The 22,172-nt window shown below is 63.3% G+C and carries 22 protein-coding genes and 1 pseudogene; 1 reads left to right on the top strand and 22 read right to left on the bottom strand.

Going from position 1 to position 22,172, the window contains the following annotated elements; translation table 11 throughout:
* Positions 1-347 precede the first annotated feature (347 nt).
* The 5 genes from ACOEQ1_RS02320 to ACOEQ1_RS02300 all read right to left on the bottom strand — a co-directional run bounded on the left by ACOEQ1_RS02320 (position 348) and on the right by ACOEQ1_RS02300 (position 4,559).
* Positions 348-935 (bottom strand): hypothetical protein, encoded by a 588-nt coding sequence (locus ACOEQ1_RS02320; protein ID WP_419757617.1) that lies wholly within the window; start codon positions 933-935, stop codon positions 348-350.
* Between the two features lie 314 nt (positions 936-1,249).
* Positions 1,250-2,206: an acetyl-CoA carboxylase carboxyltransferase subunit alpha gene (locus tag ACOEQ1_RS02315; RefSeq protein ID WP_419757616.1), complete on the bottom strand. Its 957-nt coding sequence runs from the start codon at positions 2,204-2,206 to the stop codon at positions 1,250-1,252.
* A 132-nt stretch (positions 2,207-2,338) separates the two neighbouring features.
* Positions 2,339-3,127, bottom strand: coding sequence for an ABC transporter ATP-binding protein (locus ACOEQ1_RS02310; protein WP_419757615.1), 789 nt, complete (start codon positions 3,125-3,127; stop codon positions 2,339-2,341).
* A 5-nt stretch (positions 3,128-3,132) separates the two neighbouring features.
* The gene (locus ACOEQ1_RS02305) at positions 3,133-4,008 is read right to left on the bottom strand and encodes an ABC transporter permease (RefSeq protein ID WP_419757614.1); all 876 of its coding nucleotides are present in this window, start codon (positions 4,006-4,008) and stop codon (positions 3,133-3,135) included.
* 92 nt (positions 4,009-4,100) lie between these two features.
* Positions 4,101-4,559, bottom strand: a complete 459-nt coding sequence (locus tag ACOEQ1_RS02300; protein WP_419757613.1) for a hypothetical protein — start codon at positions 4,557-4,559, stop codon at positions 4,101-4,103.
* 164 nt (positions 4,560-4,723) lie between these two features.
* Here ACOEQ1_RS02300 and ACOEQ1_RS02295 point away from each other — a divergent pair, with 164 nt between their 5' ends.
* Positions 4,724-6,448 (top strand): transglycosylase SLT domain-containing protein, encoded by a 1,725-nt coding sequence (locus ACOEQ1_RS02295; RefSeq protein WP_419757612.1) that lies wholly within the window; start codon positions 4,724-4,726, stop codon positions 6,446-6,448.
* Positions 6,449-6,560: 112 nt separating this feature from the next.
* Here ACOEQ1_RS02295 and ACOEQ1_RS02290 read toward each other — a convergent pair whose 3' ends face one another.
* The 17 genes and pseudogenes from ACOEQ1_RS02290 to ACOEQ1_RS02210 all read right to left on the bottom strand — a co-directional run bounded on the left by ACOEQ1_RS02290 (position 6,561) and on the right by ACOEQ1_RS02210 (position 22,155).
* Entirely contained in the window at positions 6,561-7,262 is a 702-nt protein-coding gene (locus ACOEQ1_RS02290; RefSeq protein ID WP_419757611.1) for an ABC transporter ATP-binding protein, read from the bottom strand.
* Positions 7,262-7,981 (bottom strand): ATP-binding cassette domain-containing protein, encoded by a 720-nt coding sequence (locus ACOEQ1_RS02285; RefSeq protein ID WP_419757610.1) that lies wholly within the window; start codon positions 7,979-7,981, stop codon positions 7,262-7,264. Before ACOEQ1_RS02285 ends, ACOEQ1_RS02290 begins: the two co-directional genes overlap by 1 nt.
* The gene (locus ACOEQ1_RS02280) at positions 7,978-9,066 is read right to left on the bottom strand and encodes a branched-chain amino acid ABC transporter permease (protein ID WP_419757609.1); all 1,089 of its coding nucleotides are present in this window, start codon (positions 9,064-9,066) and stop codon (positions 7,978-7,980) included. Before ACOEQ1_RS02280 ends, ACOEQ1_RS02285 begins: the two co-directional genes overlap by 4 nt.
* Positions 9,067-9,074: 8 nt before the next feature.
* On the bottom strand, positions 9,075-9,941 hold the full coding sequence (locus tag ACOEQ1_RS02275; RefSeq protein ID WP_419757608.1) for a branched-chain amino acid ABC transporter permease: 867 nt from the start codon (positions 9,939-9,941) through the stop codon (positions 9,075-9,077).
* A 42-nt stretch (positions 9,942-9,983) separates the two neighbouring features.
* Positions 9,984-11,194, bottom strand: a pseudogene (locus ACOEQ1_RS02270) (ABC transporter substrate-binding protein).
* 313 nt (positions 11,195-11,507) lie between these two features.
* On the bottom strand, positions 11,508-12,677 hold the full coding sequence (locus ACOEQ1_RS02265) for an ABC transporter substrate-binding protein (RefSeq protein ID WP_419757607.1): 1,170 nt from the start codon (positions 12,675-12,677) through the stop codon (positions 11,508-11,510).
* 63 nt (positions 12,678-12,740) lie between these two features.
* Positions 12,741-13,445 (bottom strand): cyclase family protein, encoded by a 705-nt coding sequence (locus ACOEQ1_RS02260; RefSeq protein WP_419757606.1) that lies wholly within the window; start codon positions 13,443-13,445, stop codon positions 12,741-12,743.
* 2 nt (positions 13,446-13,447) lie between these two features.
* On the bottom strand, positions 13,448-13,666 hold the full coding sequence (locus ACOEQ1_RS02255) for an acetyl-CoA carboxylase biotin carboxyl carrier protein subunit (RefSeq protein ID WP_419757605.1): 219 nt from the start codon (positions 13,664-13,666) through the stop codon (positions 13,448-13,450).
* A gap of 16 nt (positions 13,667-13,682) precedes the next feature.
* A complete protein-coding gene (locus tag ACOEQ1_RS02250; RefSeq protein ID WP_419757604.1) occupies positions 13,683-14,663 on the bottom strand; it encodes a biotin-dependent carboxyltransferase family protein in 981 nt (326 codons plus the stop codon).
* Positions 14,660-15,529 (bottom strand): 5-oxoprolinase subunit B family protein, encoded by an 870-nt coding sequence (locus ACOEQ1_RS02245; RefSeq protein WP_419757603.1) that lies wholly within the window; start codon positions 15,527-15,529, stop codon positions 14,660-14,662. The genes ACOEQ1_RS02250 and ACOEQ1_RS02245 overlap by 4 nt, the downstream gene beginning before the upstream one ends.
* Positions 15,526-16,905, bottom strand: a complete 1,380-nt coding sequence (locus tag ACOEQ1_RS02240) for an acetyl-CoA carboxylase biotin carboxylase subunit (protein ID WP_419757602.1) — start codon at positions 16,903-16,905, stop codon at positions 15,526-15,528. Before ACOEQ1_RS02240 ends, ACOEQ1_RS02245 begins: the two co-directional genes overlap by 4 nt.
* Positions 16,905-17,630 (bottom strand): LamB/YcsF family protein, encoded by a 726-nt coding sequence (locus ACOEQ1_RS02235; RefSeq protein ID WP_419757601.1) that lies wholly within the window; start codon positions 17,628-17,630, stop codon positions 16,905-16,907. The genes ACOEQ1_RS02240 and ACOEQ1_RS02235 overlap by 1 nt, the downstream gene beginning before the upstream one ends.
* Positions 17,631-17,642: 12 nt before the next feature.
* Positions 17,643-18,611: a CobW family GTP-binding protein gene (locus ACOEQ1_RS02230; protein WP_419757600.1), complete on the bottom strand. Its 969-nt coding sequence runs from the start codon at positions 18,609-18,611 to the stop codon at positions 17,643-17,645.
* Positions 18,608-18,928 (bottom strand): hypothetical protein, encoded by a 321-nt coding sequence (locus tag ACOEQ1_RS02225; RefSeq protein WP_419757599.1) that lies wholly within the window; start codon positions 18,926-18,928, stop codon positions 18,608-18,610. Before ACOEQ1_RS02225 ends, ACOEQ1_RS02230 begins: the two co-directional genes overlap by 4 nt.
* A 4-nt stretch (positions 18,929-18,932) precedes the next feature.
* Positions 18,933-19,814, bottom strand: coding sequence for a polysaccharide deacetylase family protein (locus tag ACOEQ1_RS02220; protein ID WP_419757598.1), 882 nt, complete (start codon positions 19,812-19,814; stop codon positions 18,933-18,935).
* Positions 19,815-19,831: 17 nt separating this feature from the next.
* The gene (locus ACOEQ1_RS02215; RefSeq protein ID WP_419757597.1) at positions 19,832-20,938 is read right to left on the bottom strand and encodes an ABC transporter ATP-binding protein; all 1,107 of its coding nucleotides are present in this window, start codon (positions 20,936-20,938) and stop codon (positions 19,832-19,834) included.
* Positions 20,938-22,155 carry an ABC transporter substrate-binding protein gene (locus ACOEQ1_RS02210; protein WP_419757596.1) on the bottom strand — a complete coding sequence of 406 codons (1,218 nt, stop codon included), beginning with the start codon at positions 22,153-22,155 and terminating at the stop codon, positions 20,938-20,940. Before ACOEQ1_RS02210 ends, ACOEQ1_RS02215 begins: the two co-directional genes overlap by 1 nt.
* Between the last annotated feature and the right edge of the window lie 17 nt (positions 22,156-22,172).

Genomic DNA, 22,172 nt, shown 5'->3' with positions numbered 1-22,172 from the left:
AAAATGGACAGTGCCCCCTCCGACCCCGGCAGACGTAGACATCGTAGGGGAACAATGGGACCCACGCCCATCTGGTGCGTTATGCGGAGCACGCTTGAGTCAGGGATGTCGGCCAACAGGTAGCACGCCGTCGAAGCCTCACTGGGTATGAACGCGACGAGAGGTCTTAAATCCGCGTTCTGCGCTTCCTGAGCGACGTTGATCACGGAACCGTCATCGGCTGCCGCAAGAATTGAGTTATGGTAGGTGCTGACCCTGTAGAGCTTGTTCACTCATCACCTGCGCTAACAATCTCCCGTTACACTAGGATCTTGGTTGATGAGTCGCAAGTACTGTCGCTTTACTGCTCAGGATTGTGCAGGCACCTGATAATGCTCCCAAATCCGCAGATACTCTTGGTAGCTTCGAGGATCCTGAAAATAAAGTTGCCGCCACACATCCGGAGAAGGGTACTTCTCGTCGGCGATCAGCTTGCGGATCGCGGCCGGTTTAGGCCCGTGGAAATGTAGAATCCTCGCCTGCGGATTGATGCCCCAATAAGGCTTCCAGTTGTAATCCGCCGCAAGTGCGCTCCAGGTGCCGCGGTAGAAGTGACGGTATGCCTCCTGATCAAATCCGTTCACAACGGCAAAATTGTCGCAAAGAAAATCGATCAGAGCGGGCAAATCGGTACGTAAGCGCGGCAGGTTCATCACCATGACGCCGGAATTCATGTCTTCATATGATCCCCGCTGCCGTTCCGGTGCCACCGCAAAAACCTCCGGCCGCATATGTTCTAGCGCTGGATCCTTCAGAAAGAGCACGTCGCAATCGGTGTAGAGCACGAACTCCTCGGAGTTCTCCAGGAGCGGAATTTCTAGCCGCAACAGGGCCCCTGAAGCCACGAACATATAAGGCGTCCAGTCCGGGCGCTGGGCCTTCTGCGCCGCCTCCAACCGCTCGTAGAAGCTTATCCGATGACGGATGACGTTGACGCCGAGGCTGCGAATTTCCTGGGTGAACGCACCTTCCTCACCATCGAACTATTATCGATCATATTCGGCTGAAGTTGAGTATTCGCCCGCGCCGAGTTCACTGCAGATCGGATGAGCGCCCGAAAGTCATGGTCATGATGGTCCATAGAGACTTCGCTGACGGCGAAAAACCACTTCATCCCGGAACTCCAACACACGCGGAACCATATGGCTTACCCGCACCCAGGGCAACCAAACGCATGTTCGATCCCTTGCCGCGCTGGACGGCTTGAAGCTTACCCCAATCCCTCGCGGCCCATGGCGAGAAACTTCTCGCGTCGCCGCGCTCTCAGAGCCTCGGGCGCCTGCCCCAGCAGAGGCGCCAGCACCGTCTCGATCGCGTCGCCTACCGCGGCGATCATCTCCTGCGGCGCGCGATGCGCCCCTCCCAGAGGCTCCGGCACCACCGCGTCCACCAGGTCGAACCGCCTGAGGTCGTCCGCCGTCAACCGCAGAGCCTCGGCGGCCAACGCCGCCGATCCGGCGTCCCGCCACAAGATCGAAGCGCAGCCCTCCGGCGAGATCACCGAGTAGATCGAATGCTCCAGCATCAGCACCCGGTCGGCCGCGCCCAGTGCGATGGCGCCGCCCGATCCCCCCTCGCCGATCACGGTCGCGACGAATGGCGTCGGCACCGCAAGCCCCGCCTCTATCGCACGCGCGATGGCCTCAGCCTGGCCCCGAGCCTCGGCGTCGATGCCCGGGTAGGCGCCGGAAGTGTCGATGAAGCTTAGAATGGGCAGGTGGAAGCGGCCCGCCAGCTCCAGCAGGCGGCGCACCTTACGGTAGCCCTCGGGCCGCGCGCTGCCGAAGTTGTGCTTGATGCGGCTGTCGGTATCGGTGCCCTTCTCGGTCCCGACCACCATCACCGGCCGCCCCCGGAAGCGGCCAAGCCCACCGACGATCGCCGCATCCTCCGCGAAGGCGCGGTCCCCGCCGAGCGGCGTGAAGTCCGTGATGAGTTCGGCGATGTAGGACAGCGTCCGCGGCCGGTCCGGGTGGCGCGCCACCTGCACCTTCTGCCAGGGCGTCAGCTTGGCATAGAGCGTGCGGAGCTGCCGGTCGGCCTTCTCCGACAGGCGTGCCACTTCGTCCGCGATGCTCAGCCCCTCAGGCCCCGGCATCCGACGCAGCTCCTCGATCTTGCTCTCGAGTTCGGCGAGCGGCTTCTCGAAATCCAAGAAATTGCGCATGCGGCTGTGCTTAACTGAAAGAGGTTGGGGAGGATATTCGGTCGCCAGCCTGAACGGTCGCCTGGACCGCGTGGTGGCGCGAGGTTGGAAAAAGGCGGCGTTGCGTCGCCCTCGGCGCCACCGATACGGGTCTCAGCTGAGCGCGGCCTCTGGGAACAGGGAAGGTGCGGCGTCGACACCTGTGAACGCATCCAGAACGGCATCGACGGGACCATCGGCTCTGATCTGCCCCTCCTCGAGCCAGATCACCCGCGTGCACCAGGAGCGAACGATCTCCGTCAGGTGCGTCGAAAGCACGAGGATATCGGCGCCGCGCACCATACCCTCCAGCCGGTCCTTGGCCTTGTTCCGGAAAGTGGCGTCGCCTGCCAGAAACCACTCATCCATCAGCAGCACCTGGGGCCGGATGGCCGTCGCCATCGCGAAGGCCAGACGCACCACCATGCCGGAGCTGTAGATGCGGACCGGGAGGTCGAAGAAATCGCCAAGTTCGGCGAAGGTCTGGACGTCCGCCTGCAAGGCCTGCACGCCCGCGCGCTCCATGCGATGAAAGCGACCGCGCAGAGCGACGTTCTCGCGGCCCGTCAGTTCCGGGTTCATCCCCTGCCCAGGGTCGAGCAGTGCATTCAGGGAACCCTGAATGCGCACACGCCCCGATACAGGCTCATAAACACCGGCCAGCGCCCGCAGCAGCGTCGTCTTGCCGGCGCCGTTATGGCCGACGATACCGAGACGTTCGCCGGGCCCGAGCGAGAAACTGATCTCCCGCAGTGCCTGGACCACCATACGATGCTGTTCGTTCTCACGCAGCCGGAGCCGCCCTTTGGCGCGCGCGAGCAGGCTTTTCTTCAGGCTGCGCGACTGTCCGTGATAGAGCGGAAAATCAATCCGAAGGTCCTCGACTTCAATCCGGGCTGACATGCCGCTCATATCCAGAAAGCAATGCGATGGCGGACACGGAGGAAGATGAACCAGGATGCGGCGCAGAGAACAGCCGAGAAGGCAAGAGCGCTGATGTAGACCTTGCTGGAAGGAATGACACCCAGCAGCGGCGACCGGAGCACTTCCAACACTGTATAGAAAGGGTCGTAGAGCAGGAACGAGCCGCGATGCCCAAGCATCTCCGGCCGGTACATCACGCCGCTGATGTAGAATGCAATCTGAACGACGCTCGCCACGATCGGCGGGATATCGCGAAACCGGGCACACAACGCGCCTAGAACCAGGGCAATCGCCGCGCCGTCGACCAGCCAGAGCAGGAAAGCCGGAATCGCGGCAAAAACAGCAGGCGTGACCGGAACCTGGAAGGCGAGGAAGACGACGACGATGACGATGACGTTGTGAGCAAGGATCAGAACGTTCCTCGCGAGCAGCTGATAGATATAGAGCGAGAATGGGATCCGCATCGAGCGGATCATGCCCTCGGCTCCTGTGAAGGCCGTGCATCCATCACTTATGAGAGCCGCCAGGAAGCCCCAGAGCGTGAGCGAGAGCGCGAGGAACGGCAAGTAGTTACGGATCGGGGTATGGAACAGGTAGGCGTAGAGAAACCCCAGCGACGCAACCATGACCGCAGTCGACAGGGTCAGCCAAAGCGGGCCGAGCACCGAGCCGCGGTAGCGCAGGCGAATATCGAGCCAGCTGAGCGTGAGCGCCAGCCGCCACAGGCTCATCCCGCGAACGATGTCCTGTACAGCCATGCCGTTCCGGGCGCCTAAGCCGAGACCGTGGCGGAGGTCGATCGCGAAGCCCATGTCGGCTTCGGGTGCGACCAATGTCTGAGGATCGGAAATGACGTTCATGCCGAGCCGCCGATAGCCGATCCGGCACGCCTCTGCAACTGCACCGTCAGACGCCTGACCATGCCCCGCCACTTGCCACCCGGCACTCGCCGTCATCCCTCAGGTGGGGCCGGAACGAGCCGAAGCAGGCCGACCCGCACGACCATGACCTTCGCGCCGACCTTGAGGTTCGCTGCCGGATTAGCGGCATCAGGCTCTACCACCGATAGCGCCGCTCCATCCTCTGTGCGCACGACGATCTCGGAAGACGCGCCTTGCTCGGCAGTTTGAGCGAGGCCCATTGCGGTGAGAACGGCGGACCTCGGGTTGTTTCCCCCTGCCCCGGAGGCGGGTATGTCCCGCACCGCAACGACGGTGGCATAGGCGGGCCCGGCTGGCGCCACCGCGCTCTGCTGCATGACGACCGGCGGTCTTATGGGTGCGCAACCCGTCAGCAAGCTCGCCGCGAGGAGTGCCGCTGCACAGCCAGGTTGGGCACGCGGCAACGTGATCCTCCGTCCGCTCAACACGCTCTCGCGATATTTCTGAGCGCCGCGCAAGAATTCAGACATGGTCGGCTCCGCTTCCACCGGTTCATATTGCACGAAAGTTCGTCATCCTTTAAGGCATTACGGACCATTGCTGCTTACCTAAGTGAAGCAGTGGCTGGAAGCGACGGTGTCCGCCGTCGTGACTCAACGGCCGATTAGGCCGCGCCACGACGGAGGCTGCTCTGATGCCGCGACATGCTCCCCCAATCGTGACGGCTCGCTCCCTTGCCGCGCCTGGCATACGCAGCCTTCGCCTCGCCGCAAGTCTTGCCTTGATCGGCCTGCTCGCCGCCTGTTCCGCGCACACGCCGCGCCTCTCGGCCACTCAACAGGCCATGGAGTATAAGGACAACGCCAGCGGCGACTACCGGCCGCCGGGACCGCCCGATGATCCGTGGGGCCCCTACGTCGTCGAGGCCTCGCAGCGGTTCGACGTGCCGCAGAGTTGGATTCGCAACGTAATGCACACCGAGTCGGGCGGGCAGCTCTATATTAACGGTCAGCTGGTAACCTCCCCCGTCGGCGCGATGGGGCTCATGCAGCTCATGCCCCAAACCTATCAGGAGCTTGAGGGCGAATACGGGCTGGGCGACGATCCCTATAGCCCGCACGACAACATCATGGCAGGCGCGGCTTATCTGCGGGAGATGTACGATCTCTTCGGATCGCCGGGGTTTCTTGCCGCCTACAATGCGGGACCGCAGCGCCTGAACGAATATCTCACCGATGGCCGGCCCCTGCCCGACGAGACAACGCACTACGTCGCGATGATCCAGCCCTATATCCAGGGTGACATGCCGCAGGGACGTTCGCCCGCTGACCAGTTTGCGATGAACAGCATGAGCGCGCCGAGCAGCCGCCCTTACAACGGCGGCGCCAGCGCAAGCCTCGCGGAAACCGGCGGCGGTCTGGTTTCCAGCGGCAGTTCCGACGGCAGCCTGGCCGAAACCGGCGGTGGGCTTGTCTCGGGCGGTGACGCGCATGGTGGCGGTGCGGCCGCCGTGGTCGCCATGAACGAGGCCGCGAACCTCGCGCCGGCTGGCACGGCCACTGATCCGGGCGACTCGGGCGCCGACGCCCTGAACACCCAGCAGGTCGCGGTCCACAGCGCGCAACTGGTGGCAGATGGCGGTGGCGCGGTCCCGGCCGATCTGATGGCCGCGACGGATGATCCGCGGCCGACGCCCGCCCAAGTAGAGCAGGAGGAGGCCGCAGCCAACGCTGGCGACAGCAACCAGGCGCCTGTTCAGCAGCAGGCTGCATACCAGCCAGCGGTGATCGAGCAGACGCCAGCGACACCGGCCGCCCCTACGCCTGCGGTCACGCTTCCAGCGGCTCGTCCGGTCTTCCAGGTCGCGCCCTCATATCAGCCGAGCTACTCGCATGCGGCGCCGGTGCCCGCGGGCGCGCATCTGGCGCAGAATTATCTGCCGCCTCCTCCGCCGGCGGCGCCCGCCGTCGTCGCGTCCTATTCGCCACAGGAGACGCGACGCAATTACGGTCCTGCGCCAACCGTTGGCCCTGGAGGCATGGAAAACCTCGCGATGGAGGCGGACGCGCCGCAGTCGAGCTATCATCCTCGCGCGCGCGGTGGCCTGCATTTCATCTCTCCGGCTGAAGCCGAGACGATGCCGCTCTACTCAACCTCCCATATCGGCGGCTGGGCGATCCAGGTCGGTGCCTATGGCAACGCGGGCGATGCGCGCGCTGCGGTGGAGTCCGCGCGGCGTCATGAGCACTACGAGTTGGCCTCGGCCCGGACCATCGTGATGCCGGTGCATGTCTCGCAGCGGCTGCTCTATCGCGCCCGGCTGAGCGGCCTGTCGGAGTCGGCGGCCGTGAATGCTTGCGAAGACATCCGGGGACGCTCGCCCTGCATGGTGCTCTCGCCTGACGCCATCAGCGACTAGGAATGAAAATTTTTCTGGTTCTTTTTCTCAAAAAAGAACAGCGCTTCCCGCCCGACCCTGGCCGGGCGCCAGTTAGAGAAGCTTCCACCCCTTAGGGGGTGAATGCAGTCTCTCAGACCATGCCGACGTATTCCTCCATCATCGCGCGATCTTTGGCGACGTTGGGTGGCACCTCGCGGATGATCATGCCCTTCTGCAGGATGAGCACACGCTGCGACAGCGACGTGATGAAGTTCAGGTTCTGCTCCACCAGCAGGATCGTCAGCGAGCGCTGCTGCCCGAGTTTCTGCAAGGTCTCGATCATCTCCTCGATGATGGAGGGCTGAATTCCTTCCGTTGGCTCGTCAAGCAGGATGAACTTGGGCCCGCCGCACAGGCAGCGCGCGAGCGCCAGCAATTGCTGTTCACCGCCGGACAGCGCCCCGCCCGGACGATCGAGCAGCCTCTCCAGCCGCGGAAAATCCGCCAGGATCGACTTGATCGTCTTTGTCTCGTCCTCCTTTGCCATGAGGCAACCCATGCGCAGGTTCTCGTAGACGCTGAGGCTCGGAAAGATCTCGCGCCCCTGCGGCACGTAGCCGATGCCGAGGCGTGCCCGCGCCGTGGGCGACAGGCCGCGCAGGTTCGTCCCCTCGAAGGTGATCTCGCCACCGGTCATCGGGAGATAACCCATGAGCGTGCGCAGCAGCGTGGACTTGCCCATGCCGTTATGGCCGAGAATGCCGACAAACTCGCCCGCGCTCACTGAGAGCGTAATGCCCGCGAGGATGGGAATGCGGCCATAGCCGGAGCGAAGATCGGTGACGTTCAGCATCAGTGGGTTTGCTTTCCGAGGTAGACGTCGCGCACTTCGGGATCGGCGAGCACGGCATCGACGGTGTTCTCGATGAGGATGCGCCCCCGGTTGAAGACGGTCACGGTCTTGGCGATCATGCGGATGAACTGCATGTCGTGTTCCACGACCACCAGCGCCTGCTTCTGATTGATCATCCGGATGAGTTCCGAAGTTCGCAGCACCTCCTCATGCGTCATGCCGGCAGCCGGTTCATCGAGCAGGATGAGGTCGGGCTCCTGCGCCAGCACCGTTGCGATCTCCACCCATTGCCGCTGGCCATGGGCGAGTTGGCCGACCAGCATGTCCGCGATCGGCGTAAGCTGCAGCAGTTCCATCGTCTCCTCGACGATCTGCCGCGCGCGCTTCATCGACTTCCGGCGGCCGGCGGCGATGCCGATTCCTTCGCGCACGGTGAGGCCGTTGAAAACGTTCGGCACCTGCGTCTTGATGCCGACGCCGAGCCGCGCGATCACATGCGGATGCGCGCCGGTGATGTCCTGTCCTCGGAACCGGATCACGCCCTCGGTCGGCCTGAGTTGGCCAGTGAGGATTTTGAAGAAGGTGCTCTTGCCTGCGCCGTTGGGGCCGATGAGGCAACGTAGTTCCACCTCGCCCAGGACGAAGTTGACGTCGGCCACCGCGCTCACGCCGCCGAAGCGCATCGTCACGCCCTGTGCTTCCAGCAAAGGCACGCTCATTGACCGGGCTCCTGCTGGGCGCTGGAATGCGGCAGCGCGTCCGCCGTTGCGAGAGCAGCCGCGGGAGTGCGCCGGAAGCCCAAACGACGGGCGAGCCCTGAGCGGATCACCGGCACGACGCCCTGCGGCACCAGCAGGACGAAGGCGACGAGCACGACGCCGAGCAGCAGGTTCGGGTCGATGATGTGCTGCCCGCCGGCCAGCACGATGAGGTATTGGATGCCGACTGCGCCAAGGATCGGCCCGATCAGCGTCCCGAGGCCGCCGACCAGAACGTAGATGATGACTTGCGCCGACATCGTGAGGTTGAACACGGTCGGGCTGATGAAGGCGCCCCAGTTGGTGTAGAGGCAACCGGCAAGCCCGGCGATGCCGGCGCCGATGACGAAGGTCAGCAGCTTGTACAGCCTTGGGTCATAGCCGAGCAGCTGGGATCGAGTCTCGTTCTCGCGGATGGCGACGACGACGCGCCCGAATCGCGTGTTGAGCACCCATTTCAGCAGCACGTAGCAGAGGATGAGCGCGCCCATCGCGGCGTACCAGAGGCCGGTCGGGTCGAGCTGATCGTTCGGATCACCGGGGATGTTGATCGGCGGCACAGAGGGGATTCCGTTGAACCCGCCGAGCGGGGCCGCACCGATATGGTAGATGTCGCCGGAGGTCGAGTTGATGAGGTTGAACAGGATGATGGTGACCGTCAGCGTGATGACGCCGATATAGGCGTCGCTGATCCGGCCATAGAACATGAAGTAGCCAAGTCCCGCGGCGAAGACCATCGGCACGAGGATCGCGAGGGCGACGGCGCCGGTTGTGTCGGTCATGTTGAGCGCCGCGACTGCGTAGGCGTAGCCGCCGAGCCCCAGAAACGCCGATTGGCCGAAACAGAGGATACCGCCGAAGCCCCAGATGAAGCCTTGGCTGAGGGCGAAGATCGCCATCGCCGCGAAGACCGTCATCTGCAGCAGGCCGAAGGTGCTGAAGACATAAGGCAACCCCAGCAGCAGCGCGATGCCGAGTATGACGACCGTGACAAAACCCACGGCGCCGCCGGCAGGTCGCGGCCGGGCGATCTTGAGCGTTTTCATGGCGCCACTCACAGGCTGCGCCGCAGGAAGCGGCCGGTGATGCCTTGCGGCAGGATGCGGATCATGACGACGGCGGCCAGCAGCAGCGCCACCTCGCCGATGACCGGCGTTGTCTTGAACGACACGATCTCGTTGATGAAGCCAAAGATGATCGAGGCGAGCGTCGTGCCGGTGACGATGGCCGCGCCGCCGCCGAGAACCGTGATGAAGGCCTTGGCGATAAAGGCCGCACCCATCACGGGCGAGACGCCAGAGATGGGCGCCAGCACACCGCCCGCGAGGCCGGCGAAAGCGGCCCCGAGGGCGAAGGTCGCCATGTAGATGCGCGGCGGCGCGACACCCAGGGCCGCCGCCATGTTCGGGTTCTGCATCGTGGCCCGCACGATGAGGCCGAAGCGCGTCATGCGCAGCATTGCGAACAGTCCGGCCAGTGAGGCGCAGGCAGCCAGGATGATGACGATTCCGTAGAGGCTCGCATCGTACCGGCCGATCGCGAAGCTGTGGAGCGGTGTCGAGACACCACGCGGGTCGTTGCCGAAGATGCTCGTCATGAGACCGATCAACCCGAGGCTGAGGCCCCAGGTGGCGAGCATGGTGTCGATCATGCGGCCATAGAGGAAGCGGATGAGCGTCCGCTCCACGACGAGCCCGACGAGCCCGACGAAGAGCGGCGAGATCACAAGCATTGCGATCCAGATATCGATGCCGTGGGTGGTGGCGACGTAGGTGGCGTAGGCCCCCAGCATCATGAATTCACCATGCGCCAGGTTGATGATCTTCATCATGCCGTAGATCACGCCGAGTCCCACCGTGATCAAGGCAAGCGTTCCGATCCCCACCAGCACGTTGAAACCAAGAAGGCCTGTCAGGTCCATGCCACTACGTCCCCAAAAGTCGAGCGCGAAGCGCCGCGCTGCCTAGCTCTTCACCTCGACGATGAACTGTTTGTCGGTGCGCGGGTTCTTCAGCAGGTTGCACACGGCGGCGGTATCCGCCGGTGGCGATGCCGGGAAGGTCTGGATGATGTCCCACTTCCGCGCGTTGGCTTTGGCGAGGTAGGCGTTGTGGATGACGTGATGGGTTGCGGGATCCATCGTCGCCGTGCCCGACGGGCCGGTTATCGTGATGCCGCTCTCCAGCGCCTTGATCACCGGCAGACGCGCGATCGTTCCCGCCTTCTTCACGCCCGCAGCCCAGAACATCATGCCTTCGTAGGTGGCGGAATCCAGCTCGCTGAGCATCGGCAGGTTGGGGCCGAACATCTTCGTCATGCCGGCCAGAAACGCTGTCGTGCTCGGCGTGTTCACGGTCGGATACCAGCCGAAGGCGGTGACGATGCCATCCGTGATTGAGGGGTCCATCGAATTCAGCTCGTTCGACAGGCCGAAAGTCGTCGAGGCGATGGGGATCTTGCCCTTCATGCCTGCCGCGGCCCACTGCCGGTAGAAGCCGAGGTGGTTGGCGCGACCAGCGCCGAAAGCACGACGGCCGGGCCCGCCTGTTGGATCTTGCTGATGGCGGCGGAGAAGTCGGTCACGTCGAGCGGAAAGAAGTCGATTTCCGCGACGGTTCCGCCGGCCTCGCGGGTATATTTCGTCATCCACTTTGAGGTGATCTGGCCGTAATTGTAGTCGGCGGCGATGATGTATGCCTTCTTGCCCCAGTTCTGGATGGTGTAGGGCACGAGATGGCTGACCGTCTGCGCGGGTGTCGTCCCCGTGCAGAAAATGTCGCGGTCGCAGACGCCGCCCTCATATTGCGTGTTATAGAAATAGAGCGTCTTGAAACGGTCGAAGACCGGGCGGATCGCCTCGCGCGAGGCGGAGGTGATGCCGCCCTGCACGACCGCGACCTGATCCTTCAACGCCAACTGCTGGGCATACTGGGTGTAGAGCTGCATGCTGGATTGCGTATCGTAGCTGATCAACTGGAGCGGTCGGCCGAGCAACCCGCCTGCATCGTTGATCACCTTCACCGCATACTGCGAGGCCTGCAGCATGGGCTGGCCGTTAAGGCCGAGCGCCCCGGACTCGTCGAGCAGGCAGCCGACCTTGATGGGCTCGGCGGCAAGACCGTGGCGGGCGATAAAGGGCGTCGCCAGGGCGGCGCCGCCCACGGCGGCCCCCATCTTCAAAAACGAGCGGCGGCTGCCGGTTGATCCGTTCATGCTGTACTTCCTGGATAATTGCGCAGATGCGGGAGCGGATTGCGAACCGACCACAACAGCCGGTCGCTCAGCCTACGCTACGCAAGCGTCATGCCAACACTAATCAAGCAGGCCACACGCGCGTGCTCATTCTGATCCGGCTTCATCTGCGCAAATCGAACGCTTTTCAGGACGGTTTTGCCTCATAACTGCCCATGGTTCTTTCCAGGCAGCGATCTGGTGCAAAACGATCCCTGAGGCAGTCATCATCGCCGGTGCCGAGCAGCGAACCAGCTCAGCTCTCCAGAAACTGGTTCCAGCGCCTGACGAGATAGTTATGCTCACGCATCGTCGTGTTCCAGAGCGCAATGGCGGAAATCCGGTCCAGAACGGATCCGCCGCTGCGCGCGGCGCCCTTCGCGATCACAAGGGATCCGTCCGGACCCGGCAATGCAACGGATGCGGGTTTGCCCTCATACCAGAAACTCCACTCGGCCTCCGAGAGATGCGGCCGCACATTGTCCGATGCCGACACATACAGCCCGTAGCGTGTCATCTGCGCGCCAGCCCAGCCTGACAGCCACCAATTTAGATAATCGTACGCTGCATCGAGGGCGCGACCCTCGGCACGTACCGAGAGGCCCATGCAGCCGTGCCAGCCGCGGTAGCCCTCTGCCGGCACGGCATTACGCACATCGACGCCCCGCGACCAGAGCGAGGAAAGGGCCGACGCCCATAGACTGCCCAACACGACGGTTCCAGCCTGCATAAGCGGCACGACATCGGATACGGATTGCCACAGCGTGTGAAAGTGTCCGGCCTTTTTCCGCTGGATGAGGATGCGCACCATCGTGTCGATCTCGTTGATTGAGAGATCGGCCGGATCCTCGAACTGCGCCAATCCCCGCGCGCTCAACGCGAGCGCCGCTTCCGTCGCCCCGATTGTGGGATCAGCGACAAGTGCCACCTTCCCAGCCAGGCGCGGGTCGAGCAGCCAACCCCAGCTTTCCGGTTCTCCGTTCATCAACTCGTCTATCGCGGCAGGGAGATAGCCGAAGGCATCGACGTTGTACACGCCTGGTAGCGCCGTGACCGCTTCAGTACGATGAATGCCCAGGTGACGGTCCGGCGATACGTAGAGCCGCGACAGTGGCATGGTTTCGGAGCGGTCAGCCCGTCCGGTCATACGCAGGGCCTGGTCCCGATGGATGATCTGGTCCCAGTCGTAGATACGCCGCGTGTTCAAGGGCTGCAGCACGCCCGCCCACCACACCACGTCAAGACTGTGAAACCAATGATCGTAGATATCAAAACTGCCGGGACTTCGCACCGCCGTCTGTTGTGCGGCGACGCCATCCAGGATGGTGAATTCAATGTCGATGCCCAGATCGGCCTCAGCCCGCGCGCGGATGGTCTCGTTTAGCGTGACCGCCGTCCCGAGCACCCGCAACACCGGCCGCGTCATGGGAACGATCGTCGCAAGCCAAGAGCGAGAAGTTCTTTTTCGGAAAAAGAGTCTGGAGATTCGTTACCCATCACGATCCACGATTGCGAAAGCCCGGACGGGCGAACCGGAACCACCGGCAATCCGCAACGGCACACCGAAGAATTGGAACTCGCCGATCCCGGCGAGCTGCTCCAGGTTGACCAGCCACTCCCAATGGCTAATGCCGAGTTCACGGCAAAGCCGATGCTGAGGAAACAGGTTGTCGCTTGGGCGGTCGGTTGATGGCCCTTCGACACCATGCATGCGCGAGCCCCGTGCGTACAGCCAGCGCGTTGCCTCCACCGTCAGCTGCGGATTTCTCCAGACGGAGTCCAGCCCCGGATAGGTGCGCGCGTGAAAGCCGGTGCACAGCAACACGATGTGGCCATCGACCGCCACCCCCGACGCCGCCTCCGCGGTCTCCATCTCAGCCTCTGTGATGTCGCCGAGGTCCGGGATATGCCGGAGATCGAAGCACACCGCGTTGCCCATGAACAGATCAAGCGGCATTTCGTCGATGCTGGCGCCGTTCGGGCCGACGTGGCGGAATGCGTCGACATGCGTACCGACATGATCAAGCGTCGCGATGAAGTTCGTTTGGAAGGTCATCGCGTCTCCCGGCACGCCCAGGCCGAGACCCAACGAGCTCTCATGCGTCAGGTGCTTGGTGATGACCGGCCGCTGAAACAACTTGTGCGTCGGCATGTTGTCTTCGATGAGCAGGCTGAGATCGATGATGCGTCTCACGTTTATTCCAGCTCCACGCCTGGGGCGTCAGCGTCCAGCCCCTCCTGATCATTGGCGATATGAACAGCGGAGACGGTGCCGGCGACGGGAGCGGTATGCGGCACCTCCATCTTCATCACCTCCATGATGAAGAGCACGTCGCCCTCGGCCACGGTATCACCCGGCTGGACAAGCACCTTCCAAACGTTACCGGCAGTCTGTGTGCGGATTTCAGTAGCCATTCGTCGAGTCTCCGTCTCAAAGGATGATCGAGCTTTCGGTGCAGAGCGCGCTCAGGCTGCGCGCCATTGCCTGCGCCTCGTCGACCGTGATGGACTTGAACCGGTAGGTTTCGCCCGGCTTTGATTGCGCCAGCTTCCAGAAGGCCGCTTGCGGCACGGTGTAGGGGTTGATGAAGCCACCCATCGAGGGGCCGTCATTCACCAAAATAATAGGCGTTTGCCCCGCGAGGTTGATGGCTCCCAGCGGGTACCCCTGGTCGATGATGTTGGACGGCAGGGAGCCATGCTCTGGCGCCTTGTTGATCGCCTTCTCGGTGAAGCTCCACTCCGGACCATCCAGACGAAAACCGGTGCGATCTGATTTCCCGGAAAGCTTCCAGTCTGTCGAGAGGAAGCGTCCGTGTCCAGCGGCGTCGATCCAGTCGTCGTTCGGGCCGGCAACGACTTCAATTTCCCAGCGGCGATCCGTGACGATGGCGGGCCGTGCTTCGGGTTTGACTTGTCGCCCTGCATTCGCCTGTGGCGCGGGCGTGCCTGTGGGCACCGTCTGGCCGGCCTTGAGCGCGTATCCGCCCATCCCGCCGATGCCCGCCTTGTGGAAGGTGGCGCGGGAGCCGAGCCACGGCTCCACCTCGATCGCGCCCGCCACCGCGATGTAGGCGCGGGTGCCAAGCTTCGCGAAGGTCAGTGCAAGGACCTGCCCGGGTTGCGCCGTCACGCTTTCCCACAGCGGCACGGGTGCCCCGTCGAGCGTCGGCTGCATGTCCGCCCCGGTCACGGCGAAGATTGTAGGCTCATTGAACCGGATGGTCGGCCCCATGTATTGACATTCGAGCCCCGGCGCACCCACCGGATTGCCGACGAGCAGATTGCCAAGGCGGAAGGACCAGCTATCCATCGGCCCCGAGGGTGGAAAGCCCTGGTTCCAGTAGCCGTAGCGGCCGGGCCAATCCTGCACCGAGGTTTCCAGCCCCGGCTTGATGACTGCGAAACTCATGGCCCCCTCCCCGCGCCAAGCGATGCCTGCCAGCTTTTGTAGAGGGCGACGGAAAACTTCCCGTAGCCGACCATGTTGTATTGATAGGTCCCGTCCGCGACCTCATGCTCGATCGCCTCGAACTCGGCCACCGAGCACGGCACGAACCGCACGCGATCGCCCGGCCGGAACAGGCAGATAGAGCCATCGAACGCCGCGAAGCGTTGTGTGCGATCCCAGATCGGCACCGGCGTGCGGGCGAAGATCTGGTAGCCGCCGGGCAGCGCCTCCGGATAGATCGCGGTCGAGGCTCCGCCAAGGCCGATTGCGCCACCGGGCGTCCAGGTGCGCGGCGGGTTGTATTTGGGCGCGGTCATGCGGGCGCGCGGATCGAGCGCCATCATGAAGGGCAACCCGGGCCAGAAGCCCAGGGACGCCACCCAGTATTCGGTGCCGGAGTGGACGCGGACGAACTCATCCGTATCGCGCAGTCCGTTGAGTTCAACCATCAATTCCGGGTCTAGCGTCTTTGGCGCGATCTTCGCGATGTAGTCGTCCACGCAAGCGCGTGTCCAAGGGTCAAGGTAGACTGCCGGGAAATACCAAAGCCGGCTTTCCAGCTCCAAGGCATCCGACGGCCCCAGCCCCGCCACCAGCCTGGCCAATTCGGTGGTGAGATCATCAAAGCCGATCAGTTCCGGCTCGTAGTGCACGAGCATGGATGCGAAGCAGGGTGCGGTTTCGATGACGCCCTTGATTCGCGCCTCGACGATGGCGGCAGCGAGGCCCTGGGCCATGAAGTTCAGTTCCAGGTTCATCTCGTTTCCGAACTCGACGAGAATGTAGCGGTCGCCGCCCGGCAGGTATCGCGGCTCGGGGTAGATCATGCGGCTGTCTCTCCGGTTCTGGGCGGGAACAGCGTCGCCCGGTGCATGTCGATGAAGCCTGTCGTCGTTGCGCCGGCAATAAAGGCCGGGTGCTCCAGCAGGCGGCGCAGGAAGTCGAGGTTCGTGACGATCCCGTCAATGATGATGCCGGCGAGAGCCGACCGCATAGCGGCAATTGCAGCAGTGCGATCGTTGGCGTGAACAATGATCTTCGCGATCAGAGAATCGTAGAAGGCGGTGACGGTATCGCCCTCGCGCACACCGCTATCGATGCGCAATCCACTTCCACTGGACCAGACGAGGCGCGTGATCTTCCCCGGCGACGGCAGGAACATCCGCTCGGGATCCTCGGCGCAGAGCCGGCATTCGATGGCATGGCCGCGGGGCTTCACGTGTTCCAGCGCGGGCGCCACATCCTCCCCATCTGCCAGACGTAGTTGCAGTTGCACAAGGTCGAGGCCGGTGATCATCTCCGTTACCGGATGTTCGACCTGAATCCGGGTGTTCATTTCCAGGAAAAAGAATGCACCGGTTTCGTCATCGACGACGAACTCCATTGTGCCGGCGGAGCGATAGCCGATCTGGGCGGTCAAGGCCTGCGCCGCTGCACACATGGCGGCGCGTGTATCGGGCGAGATGCCCGGCGAAGGGCTCTCCTCGAGGATTTTCTGGAACCGCCGCTGGACGGAGCATTCCCGTTCGAAAAAATGTGCTGCCCGGCCATCGCCGAGGCCGAAGACCTGCACCTCGACATGGCGCGCGGCGGCCACATACCGCTCTAGATAGGCAGTGCCGTCGCCGAAGGCGCGGGCGGCCATGGATTGCAGCGCCTCCACCGCCGGTCGCAGCTCGGAGGACTTGGCAACCAGCTTCATGCCGATGCCGCCACCTCCAGCCACCGCCTTCACGAGCAGCGGAAAACCGACGCGCTCGCCGGCTTCCTGAAGGTCGTTGAGGGCACCCTGCGCGATGCGCGGGCTGGCAGGCAGCACGGGCACGCCGGCGGCCTCAGCGGCCTCCCTGGCACGGGCCTTGTCACCCATCATGGCGATTTGTGCGGGCGTTGGCCCAACAAAGATCAGCCCCGCCGCCTCGACCGCCTCGGCGAACCCGGAGTTCTCGGCGAGAAAGCCGTAGCCCGGATGAACGGCATCCGCGCCTGTTTGCCGTGCGGCCTCAACTATTGCATCGACCCGGAGATAGCTCAACGCAGGCTTAGACGGCCCGATTGCTACCGCCTCATCGGCGGCCGTGACGTGAAGCGCCGTTGAATCGGCTTCGGAGTAGACGGCGACCGTGGCAATCCCCAGCGCCTTCGCGGCGCGGGCGATACGGCAGGCGATCTCCCCCCGGTTGGCGATGAGCAGCTTGCGCATCAGGCGTCGAGGCCACTGATAGCGGCACGCACGGCGGTCGCGATGTCGACCGCGTTCGGCGTGTCGGAATGGACACAGATGGTTGCGGCACCCACCCTCACATCCCGGCCACCGATGGTCTGCGTGAGCCCGTCGCGGATCGCGCGGACGCAGCGCTCTGCGGCGATTGCGGGGTCCACGGCCTCATGCACTTGAGTGATGATGAGCCGCCCTTCATCGTCATAGTCGAGGTCGGCGTAGTATTCGGCAAGGAAGGGAATGCCGCGGGCGGGGTAGATGGTCTCGTGCAGCGTGCCGAGCATACCGAAGACCGGGACCTTGAAGATGTCGGCGACATCGCAAACGGCCTCGGCGATGTGCTCCAGCCGGCCGGCCATGCCGAACAAGGAACCGTGCGGCTTGATGTGGTTGAGCACCATGCCCTCGGCCTCGAGAAACCCTTTAAGCGCACCGACCTGATAGATGAGGCAATTCGCGAGTTCATCACGCTTCATCGCCATCTCACGCCGCCCAAAACCCTGGCGATCGGGAAGCGAGGGATGCGCGCCAACGGCCACGCCATGCTGCTTCGCCAGCCTGACGGTGGAACGCATATGATTGAAGTCCGATGCGTGGAAGCCGCAGGCGACATTGGCCACATCGATCAACGGCATAAGCGCGGCATCATCGCCAAGTTTATACAGGCTGAAAGACTCGCCCATATCGCAGTTGAGTATTGAAGCCATGATCAGTCTCCGTCAGGCGTAGCCGGGGGTGAGGCCGAGGAAGGCGCGCGCCGATCGTTCGATGAGTGTCCGCGACAGGTCCCGCACGATAAAAACGAGGCGCGACCGGCGATCGCCATCAGGCCAGGCATCGAGATGAAGCGGCTGGTGCATGACATGCTGCACACCATTGATGAAGACCGGATGGGCGGCACCCGCCACATCGAGCAATCCTTTCACGCGAAGCACGCGCTCACCATGGGCGTGAAGGAGCATTGTCAGCCAGATGCCGAGCGTGACCCAATCTATCGGGCGGTCAAAGACCATGCAGAAACTTTGCACTCCCGCCTCATGCGCGGGTGCCGATTGCAGTCGCGGCGACGGGGTCGACCATGCGATGGCGTCGGCCCGCGTTCCAGGCCCCGTCAGAAGTGTCGCGACATCGAGTTCCATCGCACAATGCAGCGCGGCGCCGGGATTGATCGCGCGAAGAGGACCGATCAGCACGTCAGGGCTCACGATGTCTGTTTTTGTAATGACAATCTCATCCGCCACCGCGACCTGCTTGGCCCACTCCGGTTGCTGACGGCTCTGTAGAACAGCGTTGACAGCATCGACCGTCGTCACCACCCGGCCGATGCGAAAGTGGTGACGCAACACGGGGTCTGTCGCGATTGTGGACAGGATCGGCACCGGATCGGCGAGCCCCGTGCTTTCGACGACAACGCGCTCGAAGACAGGGATCTCGCCTCGCGCCCGGCGGCTCAGAAGATCCTTGAGTGCTGCACCGAGGTCATCCCGCACCGTGCAGCAGATGCAACCCGACCGCATAAGCACCGTCTCGCCGTCGATGTGCCGCAGGAGATGATGGTCGAGCCCGATCTCGCCAAGCTCATTGACCAGCACCGCGCTGTCACCGAGAGCCGGCGTGTCGAGCATCCGCCGCAACAGCGTGGTTTTCCCGCTGCCGAGAAACCCGCTGAGCAGGTGCAGAGGCATCATGAGCGCGCTTCGCTTTCGAGGCGCGCTATGAGCCCAGGGTCGAGCGGGTCGCAAGCTTGCCCGCGCAACCGGGCCGCCGCCTGCCAGATGTGGGCTGTGTTGTCGACAATCTCTTGCCGTCCGGTTCGGGTGGCGATGACGTAGGCGTGGGCCTGCCAGTCGGAGGCGGTCAGCCCGAAGGGCGCCAGCACACGATTGAGACCGCGCACCCGCGCCTGTCGTTCACGCCGCCGGGCCGGCATGTCGGGCGCGGATGGCGCGGGCACACCATCCGTCCAGTGCGGCGCGTTCCCCACGATGCCGCAGAGCCCGCACATGGCGTCAGCCCCTACGTGGAACGCGCGCGGCGAAATCGTCCGCCATCTCGTTCATCGTGACGAAGCGCACTCCCTCATGCCCTTTTATATATTCGTAGAGCCGCTCAAGCATCAGCAGCACCTGCGGCCGCCCGGACACATCAGGATGAATGGTGATCGGGAATACCGCGTAGTCCATCTCGCGGTACACCCAGTCGAACTGGTCACGCCACATCTGCTCGATGTCGCGCGGGTTGACGAAGCCGTGGCTGTTCGGCGCCTTCTTTATGAACATCATCGGCGGCAGATCATCCAGATACCAATTGGCCGGGATCTCGATCAGCCCGGTCTCCGTCCCGCGCTTCAGCGGCGTCATCCAGCTCTCGGGCTTGGCCGAATAATCGATGCGCGTCCAGCTATCACCGACCCGCACGTAATAAGGTGTGAAATCATTGTGCATCAGGCTGTGGTCGTATTTGATGCCGCGCTCGACGAGCAACTCGTTCGTCACCGGGCTGAACTCCCACCAAGGCGCCACGTATCCCGTCGGAGCCTTACCGGCGAGTTTGGTGACAAGACCGATGCATTTATCGAGGATCACCTCCTCCTGCTCGCGCGTCATCGCGATCGGATTCTCGTGGCTGTAGCCGTGAATGCCGATCTCGTGGCCAGCATCGGCCACAGCCTGCATCTGCGCCGGAAAGGTTTCGATCGAATGGCCCGGAATGAACCAGGTAGTCTTGATGCCGAAGCGCTCGAACATCTTGAGCAGGCGTGGGCTGCCGACTTCGCCGGCAAACAACCCGCGGCTTATGTCGTCGGGGCTGTCCTCGCCGCCATACGAGCCGAGCCAACCGGCAACCGCGTCAACGTCTATCCCAAAGCCGCAGAGGATTTCCTTCGCCATTGTCTTCTTCTTTTTCCTTATGGTTGTTCAGCGGCGACAATCGTCGCCTCTTCTGGCCTTAAGCCGATGAGCAGCGGGTCACCTGGCGCCAGCCCCTCACCGCCGCCGTGTCCCACATGGCCGTCGAGCAGGATTTCCCGCCCGTCCGCCAAGGCCGCACGGATGAGGCGCGTGTGCGCCACGACTTCGACGGTCAGCACCCGCGCCGAGAGCACGTTGCCTTGAAATTGAGAGTGCGACGCCGGATTGTTGGCGTCCTGACGAAGCGGCTCAAGCGCCTCCGATGGCAGCACAATCTGCGCCGCATCGCCGGTCCGCAGCAGCTTGTCGGCAACTATGCCTCGCATCGGTCCATAGGGCGTGTCGATAAGGCCGCCGGCATCCGCGAGTTTGCCCGCCACCAACGTGTTGCGGCCGATGAAGCGCGCGACGAACGGCGTCTGCGGACGGGTATACAGATCAACCGGGCGGCTTACCTGCTCGATGCGCCCGCGGTTCATCACCACGATGCGGTCGGATAGCACGAGCGCCTCCGACTGAGCATGAGTCACGAAGATGAACGTAATGCCGAGCGTGCGTTGCAGCAGCTTTAACTCGTTTTGGATCGAGCGCCGGAGATTTGCATCGAGCGCTCCGAGAGGCTCGTCCAGGAGCAGTATCTGCGGCTCCACCACTAGCCCTCGCGCCAGCGCGACACGCTGCCGCTGGCCACCGGAAAGACCTGCCTCCTTCCGGTCGGCGATGTCCAGAAGATCAAGTTTCTCCATGATCCGGCGAGAGCGTTCGGCCCGCTCCGCTGGCTTGATGCCGCGCGCCGCGAGACCGTATTCGATGTTCCTGCCGACCGTCATATGAGGAAACAGCGCGAAGTTCTGGAAGATGGTCGAGGTCGGGCGCTTCTCCGGCGGCATGTCGTTGATCCGCTTTCCACGGATCAACACATCGCCGGCGGTTATCGTCTCGAAGCCCGCGATCATGCGCAAGGTCGTCGTCTTGCCGCAGCCCGAGGGGCCGACCAGGGAGACGAACTCCCCCTGCTCGACCGTCAGCGCCACATCCTCAACCGCAGTGGCGCCATTCGGATAGGTCTTGCGCAGACCCACAAGTTCCAGATCAACGGTCATTATGCGCTCAGGAACTCGTCCCATTTCTGGATGAGGTAATCGTACTGGTCGGGCCACTGATGCCAGTAGGCGACATGCGCCGCGCGGGTCTCGAGCGATCCGCCGTCGCGCAGATCACCTGGGTTGATGCCGCGCCACGGTGCCTCCTTCCAGGGTGCCCCCTCATACCAGAATGCGTAGCGGTCGGGCGCCATCACCTTCTGAATGTTCGTCGTCGGCGAGTAGTAGCCTTGCTCGGACACCGCGATACCCGGTGGCCCGGACAGCCAATAATCGGCGTAGGCCATCACCGCGTCCTTGTTCGGTGTCCCCGCAATCATCGCCGGGCCGATCGCCCAGGCTCGGTAGCCCTCCTTTGGAACCGCATATTTGCAGGGCTTGCCTTCGGCCTTCACCGCCATCACTGCCGGCTGCCAGGCATCCGACACAACCATCTCGTTCGACGCCAGCAGGTTCACCAACTCGCCGAAATCGCCCCACAGCGCGCGGAACTGCCCGTTCTTCTTCTTGGCGATGAGGAACTTAGCCGCCTCGGTGATCCCCTCCTTCGATGGATTGCCGGGATTCTTCTCATCCAACAGGCCGAGCGTGTTCATTGCCATGATCGCCTGGCCTGTAGCGATGAGCGGATCGGTGTTCAGACCCGACTTGCCACGGAACTTGTCGTCGAACAGGCAGGTCCAGGTATTGGCCTCTTCCGCGCTCACCAGATCCGGGTTGTAACCGATGCTGTCGTAGTTATAGACGGCCGGCACCATGAACAGCTTGGTGTGTGCGTCGTCAGCCCAGATCTGGCCCGTGATCTGCGCCTTCGCAGGCCACTTCGGGCTGGGCGTGGTGAAGGTGCTGCGGATGTCAGCCCAATTCTTGAGCTGGGATGTGGGGATCGGCGCATCCTTGTTGGTCTCGACCAAAGCCGGCAGACGCTCGCCGATGATTTCCCAGCAATCGAAATCTTTCGAGCCTGAGAGGATCTTCGTCTGCGCATCCGGATAGGTCGCGGCTGTGCCGGTCACGCTGCCGACGCCGCTCTGCTTCTTGAAGTCCTGCAGAATGCGATCCTGCACCGTCACCGACAATCCGATCGTGCGAAGCTGCTCGCTGCCCAACGCCGCTTGCGCCATCGCATGACGCATCGAACCCAGGATCGGCGCCCCGCCCAGTGCGGCAAACCCCACCGTCGCGGCACCGCCCTTGAGCAGCGACCGCCGTTGCATCTTTGAATTGTCCATAA

Origin of the sequence: Acidisoma sp., assembly GCF_965199065.1 — a bacterium.
In the GTDB taxonomy this organism is placed as follows: Bacteria; Pseudomonadota; Alphaproteobacteria; order Acetobacterales; family Acetobacteraceae; genus Acidisoma.
Note: the sequence above shows the minus strand (reverse complement) of the source record. Positions and strands in the feature narration are given on the sequence as shown.

Bases quoted from the DNA above. Each gene is read 5' to 3' on its own strand.
- ACOEQ1_RS02315 (WP_419757616.1), bottom strand. From the start codon at position 2,206: ATGCGCAATTTCTTGGATTTCGAGAAGCCGCTCGCCGAACTCGAGAGC.
- ACOEQ1_RS02310 (WP_419757615.1), bottom strand. From the start codon at position 3,127: ATGTCAGCCCGGATTGAAGTCGAGGACCTTCGGATTGATTTTCCGCTC.
- ACOEQ1_RS02305 (WP_419757614.1), bottom strand. From the start codon at position 4,008: ATGAACGTCATTTCCGATCCTCAGACATTGGTCGCACCCGAAGCCGAC.
- ACOEQ1_RS02300 (WP_419757613.1), bottom strand. From the start codon at position 4,559: ATGTCTGAATTCTTGCGCGGCGCTCAGAAATATCGCGAGAGCGTGTTG.
- ACOEQ1_RS02295 (WP_419757612.1), top strand. From the start codon at position 4,724: ATGCCGCGACATGCTCCCCCAATCGTGACGGCTCGCTCCCTTGCCGCG.
- ACOEQ1_RS02290 (WP_419757611.1), bottom strand. From the start codon at position 7,262: ATGCTGAACGTCACCGATCTTCGCTCCGGCTATGGCCGCATTCCCATC.
- ACOEQ1_RS02285 (WP_419757610.1), bottom strand. From the start codon at position 7,981: ATGAGCGTGCCTTTGCTGGAAGCACAGGGCGTGACGATGCGCTTCGGC.
- ACOEQ1_RS02280 (WP_419757609.1), bottom strand. From the start codon at position 9,066: ATGAAAACGCTCAAGATCGCCCGGCCGCGACCTGCCGGCGGCGCCGTG.
- ACOEQ1_RS02275 (WP_419757608.1), bottom strand. From the start codon at position 9,941: ATGGACCTGACAGGCCTTCTTGGTTTCAACGTGCTGGTGGGGATCGGA.
- ACOEQ1_RS02265 (WP_419757607.1), bottom strand. From the start codon at position 12,677: ATGACGCGGCCGGTGTTGCGGGTGCTCGGGACGGCGGTCACGCTAAAC.
- ACOEQ1_RS02255 (WP_419757605.1), bottom strand. From the start codon at position 13,666: ATGGCTACTGAAATCCGCACACAGACTGCCGGTAACGTTTGGAAGGTG.
- ACOEQ1_RS02250 (WP_419757604.1), bottom strand. From the start codon at position 14,663: ATGAGTTTCGCAGTCATCAAGCCGGGGCTGGAAACCTCGGTGCAGGAT.
- ACOEQ1_RS02245 (WP_419757603.1), bottom strand. From the start codon at position 15,529: ATGATCTACCCCGAGCCGCGATACCTGCCGGGCGGCGACCGCTACATT.
- ACOEQ1_RS02240 (WP_419757602.1), bottom strand. From the start codon at position 16,905: ATGCGCAAGCTGCTCATCGCCAACCGGGGGGAGATCGCCTGCCGTATC.
- ACOEQ1_RS02235 (WP_419757601.1), bottom strand. From the start codon at position 17,630: ATGGCTTCAATACTCAACTGCGATATGGGCGAGTCTTTCAGCCTGTAT.
- ACOEQ1_RS02230 (WP_419757600.1), bottom strand. From the start codon at position 18,611: ATGATGCCTCTGCACCTGCTCAGCGGGTTTCTCGGCAGCGGGAAAACC.
- ACOEQ1_RS02225 (WP_419757599.1), bottom strand. From the start codon at position 18,928: ATGTGCGGGCTCTGCGGCATCGTGGGGAACGCGCCGCACTGGACGGAT.
- ACOEQ1_RS02220 (WP_419757598.1), bottom strand. From the start codon at position 19,814: ATGGCGAAGGAAATCCTCTGCGGCTTTGGGATAGACGTTGACGCGGTT.
- ACOEQ1_RS02215 (WP_419757597.1), bottom strand. From the start codon at position 20,938: ATGACCGTTGATCTGGAACTTGTGGGTCTGCGCAAGACCTATCCGAAT.
- ACOEQ1_RS02210 (WP_419757596.1), bottom strand. From the start codon at position 22,155: ATGCAACGGCGGTCGCTGCTCAAGGGCGGTGCCGCGACGGTGGGGTTT.